Genomic DNA, 21,338 nt, shown 5'->3' with positions numbered 1-21,338 from the left:
CCTTTTATTTCTCAACTATTTCTGCAAATACTCTAAAGCCCACCAATGGCGAAGGTGTTAATTGCTTTCCCCCGAATTCATCCTCAGCGTCAATTCTTAAATAATACCCTAAACTTCGCCAGTTCCCACCTTTAGTATGTCCTTTTTCAGCCAGCATTTCGCTCACATTTCCTGCCATATTGTAAAGTCCGTATGAATTTGGCCAGTAACTTTTTACAGGAGTAGTGATGATACTATTGTCGCTTACTGCACTTGCCAAGCTCCCTGCAACATTACGGTTGATAATCACCACATCTAAATTATTAATTACAGTATCCTTTGCACTGCTTTCCGGAATGCTTCTATAATTCGCTAAGTGATTACCTCTTGAATTCCGCAAGAATGGACCTCCCCAAGGAAATTCAAAATTTTCTCTCCCTCCGCGCGCAGCCTGTTTCCATTCAGTTTCCGTGGGTAATCTAAAAATAACTTTCTTAAACCTCCTCTTAGGGTTCTTTTGGTATTCATCAGTAAGCCATTGGCAATATGCTACAGCCCCTTCATAACTTACATTTACAGCCGGGTAGTCTTTGTATGCGACGTGGCTGTGGTAATATTTCCCCATAGGCCCCCAAACATTCAAGCCGACACTCCATTGGGCAGTATCAAAGTTGTACATTTCCGCTAATGTTGCCTGTTGGCTACTTCTCAAATAATTCAGGAATTTATTGAATTCAGCATTGCTTACCTCACCAATACCGACATACAAACTGTCGTTTACCTTGGCGTAGCCGTCTTTAAAACTCTTATAGTCGAGGTATCGGGCTTGTTTCTTTTTGGAAGTACATCCCAAAGAAAAAATCAATACAAGCAACAACAAAAAATTGGCAAGGTTCTTCATGTAAGGTCGTTTAATCAAAGAAAACGAAAGTTACAAAACGATTATTTTAATATGCTACCTATTGGGTTTTTGTAAAGATGCACAAACCTTCAATAACGTATAAACATGATGAGAGGACCTATCACCGTTCTTAAACGAATACGAACAACCCCCTACAACTGCATAGCAAACGAAGCATATTTTACCATTGATTGAAATACAGCTTATTAACCACCTGTTAACAAATGTTGTATGCGGGGCAAGGGCATCACAACAAAAAAATGTAGGTTTGCACTAAGATGGTTCAGGTGAGAGGCAAGCAAATAGTGGTGGACATTCATATCCCATGCCTTATCGACCAGTTAAACCCCGAAACAGGGTTTAATATGGTGAAGGTATTGGAATACCTTGAGTGTAAGGTGAATTATGATACCGAACAAACCTGCTGCGGAATGCCTGCCTATACCAACGGTAATTTTGATGATGCCAAACTAATCGGCGAAAAATTTATCCGCGAGTTTCAATATGACCGTCATGCGGTTTCTATTTCGGGAGCTTGCGTTGGTGCCGTGCGCCAGTGGTACACGCACTTGTTTAACAACAGTATGCTGCACAACCCTTGCAAACGCTTGCAAAAAAACCTGCACGAAATATGCGAGTTTATTGTGGATGTTTTGAAAAAAGAAGACTTGGGTTTGAGCCTTGCCGCCAAAGTTTGCTACCACGATAGTTGCCAATCGTTGAAAAGCGGGATTAAAACTGCTCCGCGTACCTTGTTGCACAATATTAAAGGGATTGAGCTGATTGAAATGACCCGCCCTGAAGAATGCTGCGGCTTTGGTGGTTTTTTTGCCACCGACCACGAAGATATTTCAGTATCGTTAGCCGAGCAGAAGGTAAATGATGCGTTGAAAACAGGGGCTGAGTACATCGTTTCTAACGACCCCGGCTGCTTGATGCACATGGATGCTTATATCAAAAAGAAAAATCTCCCCCTAAAATCTGTACATATAGTAGATTTGCTGGCAAGGGCAATAGGGTAGTCTTTTTAGCTGCGATACTTAGCTAAAGGCTAACGTATAAACGCTGTTACGCATGAAAAATTTCTCAAAAAACCACCTCGAAGATTTTTGCAAAAACGTATTTACCAAAATGGGTTGCAGCGATGCACACGCTACGCTGGCGACTGATGTTTTGATAAAGGCCGATATGCGCGGCATCGATTCGCACGGAGTGGCTCGTTTATCAGGCTATGTGCGGTTGTGGGAAGCCGGTAGGATTAACGCCACGCCCAACATTCAGGTAGTACACCAAACTCCTTCAACAGCAACTATTGACGGTGATGGCGGACTTGGTTTGGTGGTAGCCCCTTTTGCCATGCAGGTGGCTATTGAAAAAGCACAAGCAGTAGGAAGCGGTTGGGTATCGGTTAAAAACTCTAACCACTTTGGTATCGGAGCGTACCACGCTTTAATGGCCGTTGAAAAAGACATGGTGGGCATCAGCATGACGAATGCCAGCCCGCTGGTAGCCCCTACAAATAGTAAAGAACGTTTATTGGGTACTAACCCCATGTGTTTTGCAATACCGGGGGGTAAATACCCGCCTGTGGTGAGCGATATGGCGACTTCGGCGGCGGCCAACGGTAAGCTGGAGATTGCTCAACGTTTGAACAAAAGCATTCCGCAAGGATGGGTGCAAGACAAAGACGGACAAGCCAGTACCGACCCTAACGAATTGAAAAAGGGGGGCGCATTATTGCCATTAGGAAGTATGGAAGAAGCCGGCCACAAAGGGTACGCTCTTGCATCTGTAGTAGATATATTTTCGGCGGTTTTATCGGGAGCAAATTACGGTCCTTGGGTACCGCCGTTTGTCAGCTTCTTACCTCTTGCCCCTGATATGCCCGGTCAAGGTATCGGTCATTTTTTGGGAGCAATGCGGGTTGACGGTTTCCGTCCGTTGGAAGAATATAACACACACATAGAAAACTGGATTGAACGGTTTAAATCATCTCCTGCCATTGAAGGACAAACCGTGCTAATACCGGGTGAACCCGAAACGTTTGAGTACGCAAACCGACTAATCGGCGGTATACCTCTTACCGAAGCGGTAATAAACGACTTGACTGAACTGGGAACAAAGTTGGGAATAGCGTTTTAGGTAAATTCCCCTTATTTATTAACAGGATTAAAATCCTGCTCTGTTAAGATTACCGTATTGTAGCGGACTTAAGTCCGCTACAATACGGTAATTGCCAAAGTGGTGGATTTCAATCCGCCGAAAAGCAACCTTATCTGATAACACATTAACCCGACTTTCAAATCGTTGCCTCCCTTGGTTATGTTTGCTGCAACGGCCCGAAATCACTAAGTATTATGGCTTTGTGTTTTCGTGTATTTGCAGCTTGAACAACTTGTCTCAATCAGCAATTGTTTTTAAATAACTCTAACCTAAAAGCCCCGATACCTAACCGATATTCCAACACTACATCCCTTTTTTGTATATTTTTGCCACAAACGCTACATGACCCAAGCCCTGCATATCGTTGTGCCCTGCTACAATCCCCATGAGGGCTGGGAAGTACAATTGTGCAATCATTTTAGCGATATAAAACAATACCTGCCCGCCTATCAGATTCACCCAGTGGTGGTGAATGACGCCTCCTCAACCGGCATCGGTGAAGCACAATTACAATACCTGCACCAACACCTGCCCAATGTTACCTATATCACTTACCCTGTTAATCACGGTAAAGGATATGCCTTGCGTGAAGGTATAAAGGGTATTGAAGACGGGCTGATACTGTACACCGATATTGATTTTCCGTACGAGTACGAAAGCATGGTGAAGATTGTGCAGAGTTTGGAACAGGGAAGTGATATTGCCATCGGCACCCGCGATAACGAATACTACGAGAACACCCCGCTAAAGCGTAAATGGATATCGAAGGTGTTGAGGTTTGTGTTTAAAGTGGTATTCAGGCTACCCATTACCGATACCCAATGCGGTTTAAAAGGCTTCAATCAGCGCGGCAAAAAGGTATTTATGAGTACCACCATTGAACGGTTTTTGTTTGACATGGAGTTTATTGCCATTGCCAGTAAAACCAAAACAGTGAAAATGGAACCCGTGTTTGTGGTACTTCGCAGCGATGTGGTTTTCTCTAAAATGAACCTGAAAATTCTTACAGGCGAATTCTGGAACTTTATAAAAATACTGCGCATTGTGCGCCGTCACCAGCCTTATGAATAGTACCACCCGCAAATACGGTATTTGGTGGGCACTGGGTATAGGCTGTGCAGTTATCCTGCTGTTTTACGGTAAATTTATCTTTAGCCCTAACAGCTATTTGTTTAGTCCCGGTGGTGATGGGATAAAAAACTACTACACCTTCGCGTGGCACGTACAGTACGATAGCAGTTACAACCATTTCAGGGGGATGAATCACCCTTGGGGCGAACACGTAGTGTTTACTGATAACCAACCCCTTATCAGCAATGCTGCCCGTTTTGTAAACAACAACATTACCCCTGTGGGCAATGTTGCCGTAGGCATTAATAATCTGCTGTTGTTTATCGGCTTACTGGTAGCCATCGGCATCTTGTATAAACTGTTTCTGGCTTTTACCAATCACCAATGGTTTGCAGTGGCAGCTGCGGTTGCCGTGGGCATGATGTCGCCACAAATCGACCGTTTCGACGGGCATTTTGCACTTGCGTATTGCTTTGTAGTTCCCCTGTTTATTTGGTGGTTATACCGGTTTTTTGAGAAACCCGTTGTTACACTTAGCCTTGCCATGGGGCTTACCCTATTGCTATTGCTGTTTATACACGTGTATTACTTGGTAATTGTGGGAGCTTTGGTGCTGTGTGTTTGGTTGGTGTTTTTAGTGAGCAAGGGAAACGGTATCACACTGAAAAAGGCAATTCCCCACCTGTTCATACAAATAGTACTGCCTTTTGGGTTGTATTTTTTGTGGCTGAAGTTGACAGACACCGTTACCGACCGCCCCACCCAACCTTACGGTATTGTTGAATACGCCGCCTACTGGGAGGGCTTATTGCTGCCGCTGGATTATGATTATTTTAAACCGCTGAAGCAGGCATTGGGCGTTCGCAAAGTATCGGTAGAAACCATTGCCTATGCCGGATTGCCTGTGTTGCTGTTTGTTTTGTGGGCGATAGGAAACGGTATCTATTCTAAAATAAAAACTAAAAAAGAGGCTGAGGAAACTCCATCAATCGCTACCTATAATCAACAGTTTTTGCGGGTGTTGCTGCTTGCAGCCTGTATGGTGTTTGTGTATGCGGCGTTTGTCCCCTTTTTGTTCAATATTCCTTCCATCTCAAAATACTTAGGATTGTTAAAGCAGTTCCGCAGTTTGGGTCGCCTGCTTTGGGTGGTGTTTTATGGGCTTAATATTTTTATGCTGGTGTACGTGTTTACTAAAGTGCGTGCAAAGAGCCGATACCAATGGTTGCCTTGGGCAATGATTGGCATTTTGGCCGTAGAAGGCGTATTGTACAACATTCACACCCACGGTATTATCAACAATCCTCGCCAACCGCTTGCGTGGGTACCCCAGCACCTTACCCCCGAAAGATACGAAGCCATTATACCTATTCCCTTTTACCACGAAGGTTCTGAGAATATTGGCAAAGTCCCCTTGTCTGATACCATTGTGGGGCAAAGTATGCTGTTATCGTGGCAAACGGGCATACCGTTGCAGGCAGTGAAAATGAGCAGAACATCGCTTACTCAAACCTTGCAGCAATTAGAAATGGGTTACGAGATTACACAAGTGCCTGCGCTGCTAAAAAAAGCAACAAAACCCTATCTATTACTGCACTTTTTGCGGGATAGCGTGTCGCTCCCTTTTTACCGGGAGTTACACCCCATTGTGCAAACCGATAGTTTCAGGCTTTATGAAATTACGGCTCAAAAGCTGGAAACGCTGATACAACGAAGGGCAAAGCACATTATAGATTTTGTGGGAAATACGGAATACGAGGTAAGTCCTTTTATTTTTAAAGCCTATGAAAACCACCCCTCTAAACTGTTTTTTGAAGGGGCGGGTGCTTTGGAAATAAAGGGCACTGAAACCACAACACTTATAGATACAACATCCGTAGAGCTTGGCGACAGTATATCCGTATCGTTTTGGATATATGCCCGCACCGAAGGATTACCACAGTTGAAGCTGCTGGTGGATGAGGCAAAAGGGACTGAACGGGTGCACGTGCTTAACCATGTGCAAGCCGTGATGGACGATTGGATGCTGGTAGAATACAATTACACCACCACAAACGGCAAAGCCCGCGTACAACTTTTAAAAGACGGAGCCAAGCCCAATGAACTCTTATACATTGATAATTTGTTGGTGCGCCCTGCACGGTGGCCGTTTATACAGCAAAAACAAAACGGGTTGGTATTTAACAACCGATATTACAGGTAATCTTATCCTCCTTAATTATTTATCATCAAGGTGTATTTTCTCTCGGCGGGTTGAAACCCGCCGCTTTGGCAATCTTAACAGAACAGGATTCAACCCTGTTAATATGTCGTACTTAGGATTAAGTGGGAAGGGGATAAAAGAAACAGTTTCCAATTACTAAATCTAAGTTCTTTGATTTTTTGCCCCTTTCAAGTCCAAATCTTAGTGCTGTGCGTAACAAAAATAACAACATAACAGCGTAACGGTATAACATCGTAACACAGGGGGTTGTGTTTTTACGGCAAAGCCTTAGTTTTGCAGTGCTTGCAAATAAAACAAGATCATATCGTATTAGTAGCACTGGCATTGCTGTTCGGTGCTTTTGCATGGCTGGTGTCTATTTCCACAGGTACTGAGGGCGGCGAAGACAGTTTTCAGCATTACCTGATTGCCCGCTATGCGTTTATTCACCCCGAAAATTTTTTAGACCATTGGGGTAAACCTTTACACACCTTACTGCTATCACCCTTTGCCCAATGGGGCTTTACGGGAGCCAAGATATACAACTGCCTTGCGGGTATGGTAACGGCGTGGTTTACCTACAAAACCGCCGACCGCTTGGGGCTGAAAACGGCTGTGGCATCAGTGGTTTTGCTGTTGTTTGCCCCGCTATATTTTTTAGAGCTAAACTCAGCCCTTACCGAGGTTACTTTTAGTATGGTATTGGCTGCGGGTATTTATTTCTTAGTGGCTGATAAATACTATGCGTCGGCAATTATATTCTCGTTGCTGCCCTTTGCCCGTACTGAAGGTTTTATACTGCTGCCGCTGGTGGGAATATTTTTCCTAACCCAGCGCAAGTTTATCCCGTTTTTGTTTTTGGGTGCGGGGTTGGTGGTGTATAGCCTGATAGGATATTTTTACCATTACCACGATTTGCTTTGGGTGTTTAGCCAAAACCCCTACTCGGGCAAAGACGGAGTGTATGGGCGCAGTAATTACTTTTGGCACTATGCTGATGCATACCGCTACATTATTGGTGAGCCGCAAAAGTGGTTGTTTATTATCGGGTTCTTGTCGCTGTTTTTCCGTCTCAACAGGGCATCAAAAACTACAGGGATAACTAATGCAGAGCCAACGTTAAAATATTGGCTGCTGATACTTACACTGGCTTTGGCCTTCTTTTTTGCCCACAGTATTGTTTGGTACTACGGTATACAGGGCTCGGCAGGACTGGGCCGTGTATTCGGCAGCATTTTGCCTTTGCTGGCATTAATAAGCACACGCGGTGTAGAATCTATTTACAAGCCCTTTGTGGCTAATATAAACCTACGATTGGCCATTGTTGCTACCATTTTGTTTTATGTGGTGCAGTATCCTATTAATAATTATAAGCTGCCCATAATGCTGGGGCCTGAGGAGACCGTATTGTACGATGCAGGTAATTGGTACAAACAAAGCAAGTATTATAAAGAAGGGAATAAGGTGTATTATTTTGCCCCTACAGCGGCGCTTGCTTTTGATGTAGACCCGTTTGACCCTAACCAAAGGGCATATTTGCACGATGCCAAACGCAGCAACGAGGTACCGCAGGGCAGCCTGATTGTATATGATATGCACTTTGGCCCTAATGAATGTCAATATCCGCTGGCAGATATTAAAGGTAATCCTGATTACGAACTGATACACCAAATTACACCCAAAAACCCTTTTACTACATTGGGCGGCCATAATTACGAGGTGTATTTGTTTAGGAAGAAATAAGAGTGTTTTTGCAGAACAGATTGAAATCTGTTGCTATTGAGATTACAACGCGAAGCGGGACTTAAGTCCCGCTTCGCGTTGTAATTTAATCCCGAACGGTTTTTCAACCCCGATACAAAACAAAAAAGCCCCAAACGGGGCTCTTTGTATATCAATAATTTTAGGAATGATTATCCTTTTGCAAGAGAGGCTTTCACCTTTTCTTTCATCCACTCGGTAGTTACCGATTTTGGACGCTCTATTGGATGAGCTAAGGCGCGGTCCCAAATCAATTGAGCCAATACACCCAAAGCACGTGATACGCCAAACATTACGGTGTAAAAATCGTACTCCTTCATGCCGAAATGCACCAAAAGGGCACCGCTATGGGCATCAACGTTTGGCCAAGGGTTTTTCACCTTACCAAGGTTTTCCAAAATTGGAGGTACTACTTCGTACACATTCCATACGATGTTTACAAAGTCGTCATCAATATTGTGGCGTTTAGCAAAATCAGCCTGTGCAGTAAAGCGAGGGTCGGTTTTGCGCAACACAGCGTGTCCGTATCCGGGCACTACTTTACCTTCTTTAAGGGTTTTGTTTACGTAAGCGGCAATTTGCTCTTTGGTAGGTTTGCTGGTACCCAACTCTTCTACCATTTCAAAAATCCACTTAATTACCTCTTGGTTAGCCAAGCCGTGCAAAGGACCAGCAAGACCGTTCATGGCAGCTGCCAAAGAAAGGTAAGGGTCGCTAAGTGCTGAGCCCACCAAATGGGTAGTATGTGCTGATACGTTACCACCTTCATGGTCGGCATGAATAGTTAGGTACAAACGCATCAACGCTTTAATAGGCGCGCTATCGCCCAAGCCCAGCATGTGTGCAAAGTTTGCACCCCAGTCCATACCTTGCAATGGAGCAATGTGCTCATTGTTTTTGTAGGTGCGGCGGTAAATGTAAGAAGCTACGCGAGGCAAACGAGCTATCAGGTTCAACGAATCTTCGTAGGTATAATCCCAATAGTCTTTTTTGTTCATGCCCTTTTCATAAGCAGCAGCAAACACGCTTTCGGTTTGCATAGCCATAATACCAATGGTTAGCTGCGTCATAGGATGCGTGGTTAAAGGCAACGCATCAAGGGTTTTGTATACGTGTGCAGGAACTTCTGCACGCTCTTCTAATTGTTTCGAAATAAAAGTTACATCTTCTTGCGAAGGCAACTCACCGGTAAGCATCAAATAAAACAAACCTTCAGGCAATGGCTCTGAACCGCCGGGGGCTTTCGGAAGTTTTTCGCGCAACTCAGGAATTGAATAACCACGGAATCGGATACCTTCTTCTGCATCCAGTAACGAGGTTTCAGTTACTAGTCCAATCATACCTTTCATACCTCCGTACACATTCTCCACTGTGTACGAACCCAACACCACGTCCCCGTGTGTTTTTATCAATTCTTTCACTTCCTGTGCCATCGGAAGCGCGATAGAAGCGAACTTCTCTTTCAGTTTGTCCATAAATTACCTTGAAAAAGTATTATAAGTTTAAATTTTCGAATACCTACCTGTTAAACGTGCCAAAGTTAACATTTGTTCGCAATGATTGCCTGTTACAACATTAAAATTTTATTAGAAACTGCGTTTTTTTCTAAAATTTTTTATGCAGAAAATCATGCCGTTATATCTCAAAAGCTCTCTTCACTTCATTGGTGCGGTTTGCGTCCAATCGTATCAGTATAAACAGCATAATGGTAAAGCTTAACAGCGATGAACCCCCGTAGCTGAAAAACGGTAAGGGAATACCTACTACGGGAAACAGCCCCACCGTCATTGATAGATTGATGGTGAAGTGCAAAAATATTACCGAAGCTACCCCATAGGCGTACACTCGGTTGAAACGGCTGCGTTGCCGCTCTGCAATTTGTACAATCCGTATCAGCAGGCTCACAAACAGTATTACCAGTCCAAACGAGCCTACAAAACCGTACTCCTCGCCAATGGTACAAAAAATAAAATCGGTGTTTTGTTCAGGCACATAGCGCAAGCGGGTTTGGGTACCTTGTAAAAAACCCTTGCCGTAAATACCGCCCGAACCAATAGCTACCTTACTGTGGTACACGTTATACCCCACGCCTTTAATGTCGTCTACGCGACCCAGCATTACTTCAATACGCTGGCGCTGGTGGTCTTTTAATACATTGTTATACAAATAGTCAACACTGTACGAAAACCCGCACGATAACACCCATACAGCTACCAGTATAAAAACAGCGGAACGGTTTTTACGAACCAGCAAGAATATAAGTACCGCAATGGCAGTAAGGGTTAGCAGAATGATATTAATATCTTCAACCAATATTGAGGCTAAAAACAGTATACCTGCATACAATGCGCTAAACAGCCAAATGCCAGAAAGTCCTTCGCGGAACAGGGCAAGGAAAAAGGCCGTAAATACCAATGCGCTACCGGTATCGTTTTGCAGCAATACCAAAGCCATGGGCAGTAACACAATACCAAAGCAAATAAGCTGTGTTTTAGTGTCTTTAAAGCTGATGCCGTACCCGCTTAGGTATTTAGCAAGGGCAAGGGCTGTCGCAAACTTGGCAAACTCTGAGGGTTGAAATTTGAATGAACCAATCTCGAACCACGAAAGACCGCCCCCAACACGCTTTGTAACAAGGAAGAACACGGAGACGAGCGAGAGTATGACAATGCCGTATATAATGTAGCCAAAGGCAGGATAGATGCGGTGGTCGAGCAGTAATATTACCAATGCAATTACCAACGATACACCAATCCATATTATCTGGCGGCCATAGCTATGACTTAGTGAGAAAATGCTAGGGCTGTTGGTATCAAAATCGGCAGAATAAATAGCAAGAAACCCCCATCCTACCATTATCAGGTAAATGAAAATAGTAAGCCAGTCAAACGTGCCTGAGCGTATTATCCGTTCTTCGTTATTGGACATTGGGCAGTTTGTTTATAAGGTTTCCTTCTTCCATCCGTTTTTGCAAATCGGGTCGGGTGGTCGGGGCGTGTTTGCTCAGGTAATACTCCATCATCAAACTGGCAATAGGAGCTGCCCAGCGTGCACCAAAACCACCGTTTTCTACCACTACTGCTATTGCAATTTTTGGGTTATACATGGGTGCAAACCCAATAAATACTGAGTGGTCATCGCCATGCGGGTTTTGGGCCGTACCTGTTTTACCGCACACTTGTATGTCTTTTATTTGCGCAATACGCGCCGTACCGTTATTTACCACGCGAGCCATCCCTTCTACCACGGTTTCATAGTATTGAGTATCTACCGATGCATACCTACGTTTAGTAAACTGGTCGGGTATTTTCTTCTCGTCGCCTATATATTTTAGAATATGGGGGGTGATAAAGTAGCCCCTGTTAGCCACAATTGCTACAACATTTGCCATTTGCAATGGGGTAATACCTACCTCGCCCTGACCGATGGATAGTGAGATTACGTTGGTACTGCGCCACGAGTTTTTACCGTACAACTTATCAAAGTAGGTATAGGGATAAAGTATTCCTTTCGATTCACCGTAAAGGTCAATTCCCAGCTGTGTACCCACCCCGAAAGACTGCATGTGTTTGTACCAATTATCGTAAGCTTCGGCAGTACTTTTAAATTTCTTTTGGTCCATAATGGCCCTGAATACGTGACAGTAATAGGGGTTACAGCTTTGTTCTATTGCACCGCGCAAATCCAACGGTGAATAGTGACGGTGACTACATTTTACGGTATGATTACCCACGCGGTAACCGCCTCCGCAACCATACATAGTTTCTGGGGTTAGTGTCCCCTCTTGCTGACCTATCAGCGATTCGATGATTTTAAATACCGAACCGGGAGGGTAGGGGGCGTTAAGCGGACGGTTAAACAGCGGCTTCATAGGGTCGCGCAGCAACTTCATGTAATTATTTCCGCGTTCACGTCCTATAAATTCATTGGGGTCATAGCCGGGGCTACTTACCAATGCCAAAATATCACCTGTTGAAGGTTCAATGGCTACCACACTGCCTACTTTGTTTTGCAGCAGTTTTTCGCCCAATGCCTGTAACTCGGCATCTAAGGTTACATACAAGTTGGTTCCGCTGGCAGGCACGGTATCTAAGGCACCGCCGCCATAAGGGCCTATTTCACGTCCCCAAACGTCCACCATCATATTGCGTACACCTTTGGTACCGCGCAATAACTCTTCGTACGAGCGCTCAATACCGTTCAGTCCCACAAATTCGCCTTGTCGGTAATACCCGTTCGATTGCTCAATCCTTTTTTCAGAAACCTCGCCCGTATTACCCAGCACGTGCGCCATGCTGTGCGTATTGTATTTACGGTCGGTACGTACCTCAATAAAAAAGCCCGTAAAGTTGAATAGTTTTTCTTGAAACGATGCGTATGCCTTGGGTGAGATTTGTTTCTCAAACACTGATGAACGACGGTCGCCATTCATAATAATGGCTTTCTTCATCTTTTCCACAAACTGCTCGCGGGTAATTTTCAGCAGGTCGCAAAAGGCAGCAGTATCCAAATCCTTCACCTGCCTGGGCACTACCATCAAATCATAAATCACATCGTTATATACCAGCAACACCCCGTTACGGTCATAAATAAGACCGCGTGGCGGAAACTGAACAATTTCACGGCGTGATATATCGCGGGCAAGCTCTTCGTAGCTTTTATCAATTACTTGGAGATAAAATAAACGTATAGCAATAGACAACCCTACTATGCCAAAAATGACATAGTACAAGAAGTGGCGGTTTTCTGATAATGTCATACCTCTTCTGGCCTTATCCTATAAAATAGTAACTGAATTAAAAATATCATCACTACGGATAGTAGTGTGCTGATGATGGCTGTGGCGAGGGTGGAAAAAAAGTAATGAAACGAGAATTTTTCCAAAAAGCTGAAAACGATGTGGTACGTTAGTGTGAGGCTAAGTGCATAAAAGAAAAATAAACGGTAGCCCAAATTAAACAGGTTGGGTTCGTAGGCTTTTTCAGCCTCGTCTTTGCTAACAAAAAGCGGTTGTATATAATAACGCACCAAGGCCGTTAATACCATAGTAAATGAATGTATGCCGCCCGTTGCCGAAAAAATATCGGCTATTTGACCGGCTGCAAAACAAACAACCAAAGTAACCCACGGTTTCACATTGGTAGGCCACAACATTATAAACAGCACATACAACACAGGTGTGGCGTATGCACCAAGGTTTATAGGGTCTATAACCACTGTTTGCAATAGCAACAGCATTATAAACATTAATGTGTACCGTATTATACTACCTGGGGTCAATGTCGCTCCTTCTTTCCAAAGTGTCTTGCTCTGCCTGTAATAGGTTTTTCACAATATACACCTTGCGTAATGTTTCAAAATTAGTGAACAGGCGAACCTTAATTTTATAAAAGTTTTCACCCGGTGGCACGTACTTAGTTTCAATAGTACCAATGGGAATATTCTCAGGATAAATCTTGCTGTAGTTGCTAGTAACCACACGTTGCCCTTCTTTCACAGGCACGTGCATGTTTATTTGTTCCAACGAAGCAAAACGGGGGTCTTTACCATCCCACGTAAGGGTACCAAAATAATCGTTGCCTTCTATTTTGGGTGGGATGCGAGTATTTGTATTTAATAACGAAATTACCGTGCAAAAGTTTGTTGATACTTTGTAAACAGTACCGGCTACGCCTTCGCTGCTTATCACACCCATCCCTTCAATTACACCGTGCTTGCTACCCCTGTTAAGGGTTAAGTAGTTGTTTTTAAAGTTTACGGTGTTACGTATTACGTCGGCATCAATGTAGGTGTACTTTTGATGCAGGGTAGTGTCTTCTTTTATCCCGAATTTACTGGTATCTACGTATTGAGATTCTTTTAACTGTGCGCGCAGGCGGGCATTTTCAGCAGCAAGGGCATCGTTTACGGTGCGCAGGCTAAAATACTCCTTTACATCACTTACCCGTTGGTAAAACTGGCCTGTAACTTGGTTAGAAGTGTTTACAAATACAGCACGTTGATAATAGTTTTGCTGTACGATAAGAAAAAGCGAAATACCTTGTAGCAGTAAGAAAATGAAAAACAAATGGTAGCGGGCTATAAACAGCAGCAGGTTGCGCATGGTACTATCCTACCCCCTTTCATCAAGTCATTAAAAACTTAAATGTGTCAACGTTTTTCAAGGCAATACCGGTGCCCCTAACTACCGCCCTAAGCGGATCATCAGCAACATACACAGGTAGCTTTGTTTTCGCTGCAATACGTTTGTCCAAGCCGCGAAGCAACGCCCCGCCGCCGGTTAGGTATAAACCTGTTTGGAAAATATCGGCTGAAAGTTCAGGCGGGGTTAATTCCAACGCCCTCAAAATAGCTTCTTCAATTTTTGAGATGGATTTATCCAACGCCAAAGCAATCTCAGAGTAGTTAACTTTTATCTGCTTAGGAATACCCGTCATCAAGTCACGGCCGTTAACCGCAAAATCTTCGGGTGGGTTTTCCAATTCGCTCAAAGCACTGCCTACTTCAATTTTCATACGTTCAGCAGTACGCTCACCTACCAACAGGTTGTGTTGGCGACGCATATAATCCATAATATCGGCAGTAAATTCATCACCTGCCACACGTATACTTTGGTCGCACACAATACCGCCCAAGGCAATTACCGCAATTTCGGTAGTACCTCCGCCAATATCAATAATCATGTTACCCATCGGCTCTGATACATCTATACCGATACCAATTGCAGCAGCCATTGGCTCGTGTATCATGTACACCTCTTTACCGCCTGCACGCTCAGCACTGTCTTTTACAGCACGTTTTTCCACCTCAGTAATACCTGAAGGGATACAAATAACCATGCGAAGGTTGGGGGTAAAAAGTTTACGGCCGGGGTTTATCATTTTTATCATCCCGCGTATCATCTGCTCAGCAGCGTTAAAGTCGGCAATTACACCGTCTTTTAGCGGTCGGATAGTTTTAATGTCTTCGTGGGTTTTGCCGTGCATTTGCATGGCTTGGTTGCCAATAGCCACCACCTGACCGGAGCCGCGATGTACTGCTATTATCGACGGTTCGTCAACTACTACCTTATCTCTGGTAATAATCAGGGTATTTGCGGTACCCAGGTCTATGGCTAATTCTTGCGTTAAAAAGCTAAAAGGGTTCATCCAAAAATCTCTGCTGTAAAAGTGCCCACGTATTTTAAGAACCTGCAAAATAACACTACTTTTTTATCAATTGCCCAATGTTGCAAATATATTTTTGCAATCTGTGTGCAAAACAGGCAAATGGCGACAACATAAGGCTTGCCGCCTGTTATCGGTTTTTTGGTATCTTGCAGCACAAATGGATATTTTGCTATTGGCACTCACCATTGGTCCGGGTATTGCCATCGCCTTGTTTGTTTATTTGAAGGACAGGTACGACCGCGAGCCTTTTCGCCAATTGGTGTGGGCATTTGTATTGGGAATTGTTAGCACAATTCCTGCCGTTATAGCGTCGGTAAGTTTGTCCAAAGTTCCCTTTTTGGATGGCGGCAGCAGTGTTACTGATACATTTTTGTATGCGTTTGTAACGGTGGCCTTTGCCGAAGAAGGAGCCAAGTTTATTTTCTTACGCCGTTTTTACCGGAAACCTTTTTTTGATGAGCCTTTCGACGGAATTACGTATGCCGTAATGATTAGCATGGGCTTTGCCACGCTTGAAAACGTACTGTATGTTTTTATGGAAGGCACAGGTAATTATGCTACTGCACTGCTGCGAATGCTTACCGCTGTTCCTGCTCACGCATCGTTTGCCGTAATTATGGGTTACTTTGTGGGCATGGCCAAGTTTAAGCCCGATTTCCGTACAGGATATATTTTGTTGGGATTGCTTGGGGCGGTGTTTTTTCACGGCACCTACGATTTTCTACTCATGCTTAATAATTACCCCAACCTTGCCATAGGTGCTATGGTATCGTTGGTAGTTGCTTTGTTTTTATCATTCAGGGCCATCCGTATTCACCAAAACGGGTCGCCGTTTAAAAAAGCCTTGCCTTGGTAAACCAAAAGCTGAAAGATTTTTTAGATACCAAAGTTGCCCAATACAACCGCCCTGCGTTTATTGAAAACGACCCTGTTTGTATACCGCATTTGTTTACAAAAAAACAGGACATTGAGGTGGCTGCTTTTTTTGCGGCTACACTGGCATGGGGGCAGCGAACCACCATTATTGCCAATTGTAAAAAACTAATGGGTTGGATGGACAATGCCCCCCACGATTTTTTGCTTAACCATCACGAGCATGAACGGACGCGTTTTGAGGGGTTTGTACACCGCACTTTTAACGATACTGACCTACTCTATTTTATTGAGTTCTTCACTCAATACTACCGAAACCACAATAGCCTTGAGGATGCCTTTGCGCAACACATGACTGCCGATGATAACTCTACCGAAAAAGCATTGATAGGGTTCAACAAGGTGTTTTTCAGTTTGCCTTATTACCCGCAGCGCACCATGAAGCACGTGGCCACGCCCGCAAAAAAATCAGCGTGCAAACGGCTGAATATGTTTTTGCGCTGGATGGTACGGAATGATGGCATGGGGGTTGATTTTGGCATTTGGAAAAAAATTAGCCCCGCACAACTGGTATGCCCGTTAGATACCCACGTGCACAGGGTGGCGATAGGATTAGGGATTTTGAAACGAACTGCCGCCGATTGGCAAGCTGCCGTAGAACTAACGGAGCAATTACGCAGGCTTGACCCTGCCGACCCCGTAAAGTATGATTATGCTCTTTTTGCACTGGGTGTAGAGGAGAAGTACTAAAATTACGCCTTCGCTTGTAAGGGAAGGCGACTATTGGGATGTTGGGAGTTGTGTTATCGGGGGCTTTTCGGCGGATTGAAATCCACCGCTTTGGCAATTACCTTTTAGGAGCGGACTTAAGTCCGCCCCTAAAAGGTAATCTTATCAGAACAGGATTTCAATCCTGTTAAAATGCCAAGCTAATAAGTTATCAGGGAGGGTTAATATAGTAATCCAAAGCCCCTGTGCCATTGTGTAAAGCAGCATTGCAACCGTCTCTTTAAAAAACAAAAAGGCCATTCAAATAATACACGAGGTAAACATTCGCAATCCCCCCCATTTTTTACTAACATTGCGCTTTCTTTTTTTTCGCCTAATGGTAACCAAAGATATACTGCTCCGTGCTTTTGAAATGATGTGCAATGCCCGCGCTATGGCTGAGACCTACGATGCCAACCGCCAGATTTGCAAATACGTACATTCAACTTCAAAAGGACACGAAGCGATACAACTTGCCGCAGGGATGCAGCTTAAACCCCACGACTACGCAGCACCTTATTACCGTGATGAAAGTATGTTATTGGGTATGGGTATGACTCCCTACGAGCTAATGCTACAACTGTTGGCCAAAGCCGAAGACCCCTTTTCAGGCGGCCGTACCTACTATGCACACCCATCACTAAACCGCCCTAATATGCCCAAAATGCCGCACCAAAGCAGTGCTACGGGTATGCAGGCTATACCTGCAACAGGGATGGCGCACGGGGTGCAATACCTTGAGAAGCAAAACTTGTTACAAAGCATTGAGAAACCGGTGGTGCTTTGCTCATTGGGAGATGGTTCTGTAACAGAAGGCGAAGTAGCCGAAGCCTTCCAAATGGCGGTATTGGCTGATTTGCCGATTTTATATTTAGTACAAGATAACGATTGGGGTATCTCTGCCAGCGGCGATGAAATGCGCGCCATGGATGCCTACGAATATGCCGCAGGGTTTAAGGGCTTGAAACGTCAACGTATTGATGGCAGCGATTTTGTGGAGTGCTACGAGCAAATGGGTAAAGCCATTGAGTATGTGCGCACAAAACGTAAACCTTTGTTAGTGCACGTAAAAGTGCCGTTGTTGGGTCACCACACATCAGGTGTACGTAAAGAATGGTACCGTACGGACGAGGATATGGCCAAGCACACCAGCATCGACCCATTTCCACGTCTTAGAAAATTATTGATTGAGTTGGGCGAAAGCGAAGCATCATTGGATGAAAAGCTGGAAAATGCCCGCACCTATATTACTGCCGAGTTTGACCGCGCTGTAAATTCACCCGACCCTGACCCCTCAACAGCGTTGATGCATGAATTTGCACCTACGCCCATTACCGAGGAAAAAGGCGAGCGCAGCCCCGCAGGAAAAGACCCTGTGATAATGGTTGATGCCGCCTTGTTTGCTATGGACGAGATTTTGCGCAACCACCCCGAAGCCATTTTTTACGGACAAGATGTGGGGCGCAGGTTGGGCGGTGTATTCCGCGAAGCAGCCACCTTAGCAGGTAAATACGGTGACAACCGTGTATTTAACACCCCGATACAAGAAGCCTATATCGTAGGTTCAACCGCGGGTATGAGCGCAGTAGGGGTGAAGCCTATTGTTGAAATACAATTTGCCGATTATATATGGCCGGGAGTAAACCAATTGGTAACCGAGCTTTCAAAATCATGCTATCTTACTATGGGTAAATACCCCGTAAGTGCTGTTATTCGTATTCCTACGGGTGCTTACGGCGGCGGCGGCCCTTACCACTCAGGCACGGTAGAATCGAGCATCTTGCAGATAAAAGGCATTAAAATAGTATATCCCAGCAATGCTGCCGATATGAAAGGTCTTTTGAAAGCAGCTTACTACGACCCTAACCCAGTAGTAGTATTTGAGCACAAAGGGATTTACTGGAGCAAAATGCCCGGTACCGAAGCTGCCAAAACCCCCGAACCTTCTGAAGATTATGTAATACCCTTGGGCAAAGCCCGTATAGTGCAGCACGCCGATGCTGAAATGCAAGAAAACGGCGAAAGCGTTGCGGTTGTTACCTACGGCATGGGTGTGTATTGGGCCATGTTAGCGGCTAAAAAATTCGCAGGACAGATTGAGATACTTGACTTACGTACGTTGAACCCTTGCGACGACGAAGCCATTTTTGAGGCTACCAAACGCCACGGCAAAGTATTGGTACTTACCGAAGAAACGCTGCGCAACTCGTTTGCCGAAGCCATCGCAGGCCGCATTAGCAATCATTGTTTCCAGCAATTAGATGCTCCGGTGCAAACGTTGGGCACGGCAAATATTCCTGCCATACCGCTAAACATGGGGCTTGAAAAGGAAATATTGCCCAACGCCGATAAAGTGGCCGAAAAAATTGAGTGGCTTCTTAACTATTAAGTGGTAAGGGTTTTATATTTTTGAGAAAAAACAAAAACCAACTTACATGAACCTAAAAAAACTTAGTCTATTATTTGTTTTGTTTATGGCTGTCACCGTGGCAATAGCCCAAAACAAAGTGTATTTTGTTGAAGATGCCAGTGAAGCCGGCGAACCTATTGGTGCTGCTGACGTTTGGGCAATTTCTGCTACTGAAGGTGGTGCAATTAATGTGTTGTACACCAACAACAAAAAAGTGATTACCGATGCTCAATTGGTAGTTTCTATTGAAAAGAAAAACGATGCCGGTGCTTATGAGGAGTTTGAAGAGTACGTAGTTGATATTGAAGAGAAAAAGAGCTGGGTATTGTTTGGTTTAAACTTTATGTCAACCGGCAATTACAGGATAATTATTAAAAACGCAGCCAAAAAGAATCTTGCTGTGGGTAACCTTGAGTTAGTTGCTGCCGAAGAAGAAGCCGTTGTTGACGAAATTGACGAGGCACACGCCAAAGGGTTTAAAATCACCTTCTGCGATTCTGTAAATGAAGAGGGTAACCCTATAAATGCCCGCAAAGAATTTAAACTAAACAAAGGTGCCGCCAAAGTAGTAGTATTAATAAGCCACGAAGCCGGCTTGAAATCAAGCTCATTTACATTGAAAGTAACCAAATCAGGCGGTGGTGAATCTGAAGTTATTGAATTGACTTGTGAACCCGATTGGAGTGCTTTTTACTACGACCTTTCACTAACTGAAAAAGGAACTTACACTGTTGGCTTATTCTCGCCATCAGGTAAAGTGTTGAACTTTGAAATGGTAACGGTTAAATAAACTTCTTACCAAGAACGTATAATAAAAAAGGGGCTTAACGCCCCTTTTTTATTGCTTCACAAAGTCTTTATAGCTTTTAAATACGTGCCTGAAAATATAATCCTGCACGGTAATTAACTCAGGGCTGCCGTCTATCAGCGCAAAGTAATTATCACTGTCATACACCAGCACATTGCCTTTGTCGTCATACAACGATTTAGTGTCAGAAGTTACAGGCTTGTAAAAAACGCGCAAAGTTGCAGTACTTCCGTCGTTGCGGGTAATGGCCACTATAGCCTTAGGCTTGGCTTGCTGCAACGAGTCAACAAAGCTCTTCGAGTAGCCGCTCAAATACGCCTCAAATGTTATATTGTTAAACTGGGCAGCGTACAACTTGGCAAACTCTTGCTTAGTAGCAGCAGCCGCCGCACCGTTTTGTTTCACTGTAAAATTGTTGGCAGCATCCTTCACTAATTGAAATGATTTTTGCGCAGTATCAGGGTAAGTAACCTGCACCGCGGCCAATTTATCAATAGGAGTAGCAAAAATGGCTTTATCGCGCCAGTCCAAGGGGTTCACGCTGTAGCGGGGGGTAAGGTAGCCCCTAAAGCCCGGTATGTGCACCACAAACGGTATGGTCGATCCGTCCATATACATAAACGTACCCATCTCATCAGCCGTTTGGCCGCCCACGTAATAGGTTTTGGTATCGCCGTTTTTCATAAAGGCTTGCACCTTTATACCGCTCACCGCCAAATCATTTACAATGCGTTGTTGTGCGGTTTGGGCCACAGGGTTTTTTGCCTCCAGCTTGTTCATGGTTTTCAGCAAACGTTCAATCTTGTCAGGCGCAGCATTAAACTGGTTGTTTACCGTCCAGCGTCCGTCGGCTTGCTTACGCAGCAAAGTATTTTCGCCTGCACGGTTCACTAAAAAAATACTGTCAATGTCGGCAATATTTTCAATAGCAAAATCCTTGCGCTCAGTAAGCTTCGGTTTTTTAAAATATTCAATCAGCGGCAGGGTAATAATAGCCGCCACCAACAATATCGAAAGGACAATCAAACTGGTTTTAATCTTCTTCATCGGAGCGCAAAGTTAACAAACAGAACGCAGGATTAAACGGTGGGGTTGGAGATTGGAAAGAAATGTATATTTACAGTTCTTCAAACAAGATATGGCAATTGAAAGGTGGACAAAGCAACAAACAATAGTAGCCTTGTACTATTACTGTAAAGTACCCTTTAGCAAAGCGGTTTCAAGTCATCCGT

17 protein-coding genes are annotated in these 21,338 nt (G+C 44.3%); 9 read left to right on the top strand and 8 right to left on the bottom strand.

Going from position 1 to position 21,338, the window contains the following annotated elements; translation table 11 throughout:
• Nucleotides 1-4: 4 nt before the first annotated feature.
• On the bottom strand, nt 5-880 hold the full coding sequence (locus F9K23_05905; protein ID KAB2917288.1) for an SUMF1/EgtB/PvdO family nonheme iron enzyme: 876 nt from the start codon (nt 878-880) through the stop codon (nt 5-7).
• Nucleotides 881-1,182: 302 nt separating this feature from the next.
• On the opposite strand from F9K23_05905, the gene F9K23_05900 reads away from it, so the two are divergent.
• The 5 genes from F9K23_05900 (at nt 1,183) to F9K23_05880 (ending at nt 8,060) form a co-directional block, all read left to right on the top strand.
• Entirely contained in the window at nt 1,183-1,902 is a 720-nt protein-coding gene (locus tag F9K23_05900) for a (Fe-S)-binding protein (GenBank protein KAB2917348.1), read from the top strand.
• Between the two features lie 52 nt (nt 1,903-1,954).
• Nucleotides 1,955-3,022: an Ldh family oxidoreductase gene (locus F9K23_05895; protein KAB2917287.1), complete on the top strand. Its 1,068-nt coding sequence runs from the start codon at nt 1,955-1,957 to the stop codon at nt 3,020-3,022.
• 363 nt (nt 3,023-3,385) lie between these two features.
• Nucleotides 3,386-4,114, top strand: coding sequence for a glycosyltransferase family 2 protein (locus F9K23_05890; protein ID KAB2917286.1), 729 nt, complete (start codon nt 3,386-3,388; stop codon nt 4,112-4,114).
• Nucleotides 4,107-6,317, top strand: a complete 2,211-nt coding sequence (locus tag F9K23_05885; protein KAB2917285.1) for a hypothetical protein — start codon at nt 4,107-4,109, stop codon at nt 6,315-6,317. The genes F9K23_05890 and F9K23_05885 overlap by 8 nt, the downstream gene beginning before the upstream one ends.
• 303 nt (nt 6,318-6,620) lie before the next feature.
• Nucleotides 6,621-8,060: a hypothetical protein gene (locus F9K23_05880; GenBank protein ID KAB2917284.1), complete on the top strand. Its 1,440-nt coding sequence runs from the start codon at nt 6,621-6,623 to the stop codon at nt 8,058-8,060.
• Between the two features lie 170 nt (nt 8,061-8,230).
• Here the strand turns inward: F9K23_05880 and F9K23_05875 are convergent, their stop codons facing one another.
• The 6 genes from F9K23_05875 to F9K23_05850 all read right to left on the bottom strand — a co-directional run bounded on the left by F9K23_05875 (nt 8,231) and on the right by F9K23_05850 (nt 15,226).
• Entirely contained in the window at nt 8,231-9,553 is a 1,323-nt protein-coding gene (locus F9K23_05875) for a citrate (Si)-synthase, eukaryotic (protein ID KAB2917283.1), read from the bottom strand.
• A gap of 160 nt (nt 9,554-9,713) precedes the next feature.
• Nucleotides 9,714-11,006, bottom strand: coding sequence for a rod shape-determining protein RodA (locus tag F9K23_05870; GenBank protein ID KAB2917282.1), 1,293 nt, complete (start codon nt 11,004-11,006; stop codon nt 9,714-9,716).
• Nucleotides 10,996-12,837 carry a penicillin-binding protein 2 gene (mrdA, locus tag F9K23_05865; GenBank protein ID KAB2917281.1) on the bottom strand — a complete coding sequence of 614 codons (1,842 nt, stop codon included), beginning with the start codon at nt 12,835-12,837 and terminating at the stop codon, nt 10,996-10,998. Before mrdA ends, F9K23_05870 begins: the two co-directional genes overlap by 11 nt.
• The gene (gene mreD, locus F9K23_05860; protein ID KAB2917280.1) at nt 12,834-13,325 is read right to left on the bottom strand and encodes a rod shape-determining protein MreD; all 492 of its coding nucleotides are present in this window, start codon (nt 13,323-13,325) and stop codon (nt 12,834-12,836) included. Before mreD ends, mrdA begins: the two co-directional genes overlap by 4 nt.
• Nucleotides 13,326-13,344: 19 nt before the next feature.
• Nucleotides 13,345-14,181, bottom strand: coding sequence for a rod shape-determining protein MreC (gene mreC, locus F9K23_05855; GenBank protein KAB2917279.1), 837 nt, complete (start codon nt 14,179-14,181; stop codon nt 13,345-13,347).
• A gap of 22 nt (nt 14,182-14,203) precedes the next feature.
• Nucleotides 14,204-15,226 carry a rod shape-determining protein gene (locus F9K23_05850; protein ID KAB2917278.1) on the bottom strand — a complete coding sequence of 341 codons (1,023 nt, stop codon included), beginning with the start codon at nt 15,224-15,226 and terminating at the stop codon, nt 14,204-14,206.
• A 178-nt stretch (nt 15,227-15,404) separates the two neighbouring features.
• Here F9K23_05850 and F9K23_05845 point away from each other — a divergent pair, with 178 nt between their 5' ends.
• The 4 genes from F9K23_05845 to F9K23_05830 all read left to right on the top strand — a co-directional run bounded on the left by F9K23_05845 (nt 15,405) and on the right by F9K23_05830 (nt 20,088).
• Nucleotides 15,405-16,103 carry a PrsW family intramembrane metalloprotease gene (locus F9K23_05845; GenBank protein KAB2917277.1) on the top strand — a complete coding sequence of 233 codons (699 nt, stop codon included), beginning with the start codon at nt 15,405-15,407 and terminating at the stop codon, nt 16,101-16,103.
• Nucleotides 16,097-16,870: a TIGR02757 family protein gene (locus F9K23_05840; protein ID KAB2917276.1), complete on the top strand. Its 774-nt coding sequence runs from the start codon at nt 16,097-16,099 to the stop codon at nt 16,868-16,870. Before F9K23_05845 ends, F9K23_05840 begins: the two co-directional genes overlap by 7 nt.
• Before the next feature lie 355 nt (nt 16,871-17,225).
• Nucleotides 17,226-19,277 (top strand): tungsten formylmethanofuran dehydrogenase, encoded by a 2,052-nt coding sequence (locus F9K23_05835; GenBank protein KAB2917275.1) that lies wholly within the window; start codon nt 17,226-17,228, stop codon nt 19,275-19,277.
• Nucleotides 19,278-19,323: 46 nt separating this feature from the next.
• Nucleotides 19,324-20,088 carry a hypothetical protein gene (locus tag F9K23_05830; protein ID KAB2917274.1) on the top strand — a complete coding sequence of 255 codons (765 nt, stop codon included), beginning with the start codon at nt 19,324-19,326 and terminating at the stop codon, nt 20,086-20,088.
• A gap of 48 nt (nt 20,089-20,136) precedes the next feature.
• On the opposite strand, the gene F9K23_05825 is transcribed toward F9K23_05830, so the two are convergent.
• Entirely contained in the window at nt 20,137-21,153 is a 1,017-nt protein-coding gene (locus tag F9K23_05825) for a DUF4340 domain-containing protein (GenBank protein ID KAB2917273.1), read from the bottom strand.
• Nucleotides 21,154-21,338 lie beyond the last annotated feature (185 nt).

It is taken from the genome of Bacteroidota bacterium, from assembly GCA_008933805.1.
Classification (GTDB): Bacteria; Bacteroidota; Bacteroidia; order UBA8524; family UBA8524; genus SB11.
The sequence above is the reverse complement of the archived record's forward strand: the minus strand, read 5'-3'. Positions and strand labels throughout refer to the sequence as shown.

Excerpts from the sequence above, each read along its gene's own strand:
- F9K23_05905 (KAB2917288.1), bottom strand. The coding sequence starts at position 880 with ATGAAGAACCTTGCCAATTTTTTGTTGTTGCTTGTATTGATTTTTTCT.
- F9K23_05895 (KAB2917287.1), top strand. The coding sequence starts at position 1,955 with ATGAAAAATTTCTCAAAAAACCACCTCGAAGATTTTTGCAAAAACGTA.
- F9K23_05890 (KAB2917286.1), top strand. The coding sequence starts at position 3,386 with ATGACCCAAGCCCTGCATATCGTTGTGCCCTGCTACAATCCCCATGAG.
- F9K23_05885 (KAB2917285.1), top strand. The coding sequence starts at position 4,107 with ATGAATAGTACCACCCGCAAATACGGTATTTGGTGGGCACTGGGTATA.
- F9K23_05875 (KAB2917283.1), bottom strand. The coding sequence starts at position 9,553 with ATGGACAAACTGAAAGAGAAGTTCGCTTCTATCGCGCTTCCGATGGCA.
- F9K23_05870 (KAB2917282.1), bottom strand. The coding sequence starts at position 11,006 with ATGTCCAATAACGAAGAACGGATAATACGCTCAGGCACGTTTGACTGG.
- mrdA (KAB2917281.1), bottom strand. The coding sequence starts at position 12,837 with ATGACATTATCAGAAAACCGCCACTTCTTGTACTATGTCATTTTTGGC.
- mreD (KAB2917280.1), bottom strand. The coding sequence starts at position 13,325 with ATGTTTATAATGCTGTTGCTATTGCAAACAGTGGTTATAGACCCTATA.
- mreC (KAB2917279.1), bottom strand. The coding sequence starts at position 14,181 with ATGCGCAACCTGCTGCTGTTTATAGCCCGCTACCATTTGTTTTTCATT.
- F9K23_05850 (KAB2917278.1), bottom strand. The coding sequence starts at position 15,226 with ATGAACCCTTTTAGCTTTTTAACGCAAGAATTAGCCATAGACCTGGGT.
- F9K23_05845 (KAB2917277.1), top strand. The coding sequence starts at position 15,405 with ATGGATATTTTGCTATTGGCACTCACCATTGGTCCGGGTATTGCCATC.
- F9K23_05835 (KAB2917275.1), top strand. The coding sequence starts at position 17,226 with ATGGTAACCAAAGATATACTGCTCCGTGCTTTTGAAATGATGTGCAAT.
- F9K23_05830 (KAB2917274.1), top strand. The coding sequence starts at position 19,324 with ATGAACCTAAAAAAACTTAGTCTATTATTTGTTTTGTTTATGGCTGTC.
- F9K23_05825 (KAB2917273.1), bottom strand. The coding sequence starts at position 21,153 with ATGAAGAAGATTAAAACCAGTTTGATTGTCCTTTCGATATTGTTGGTG.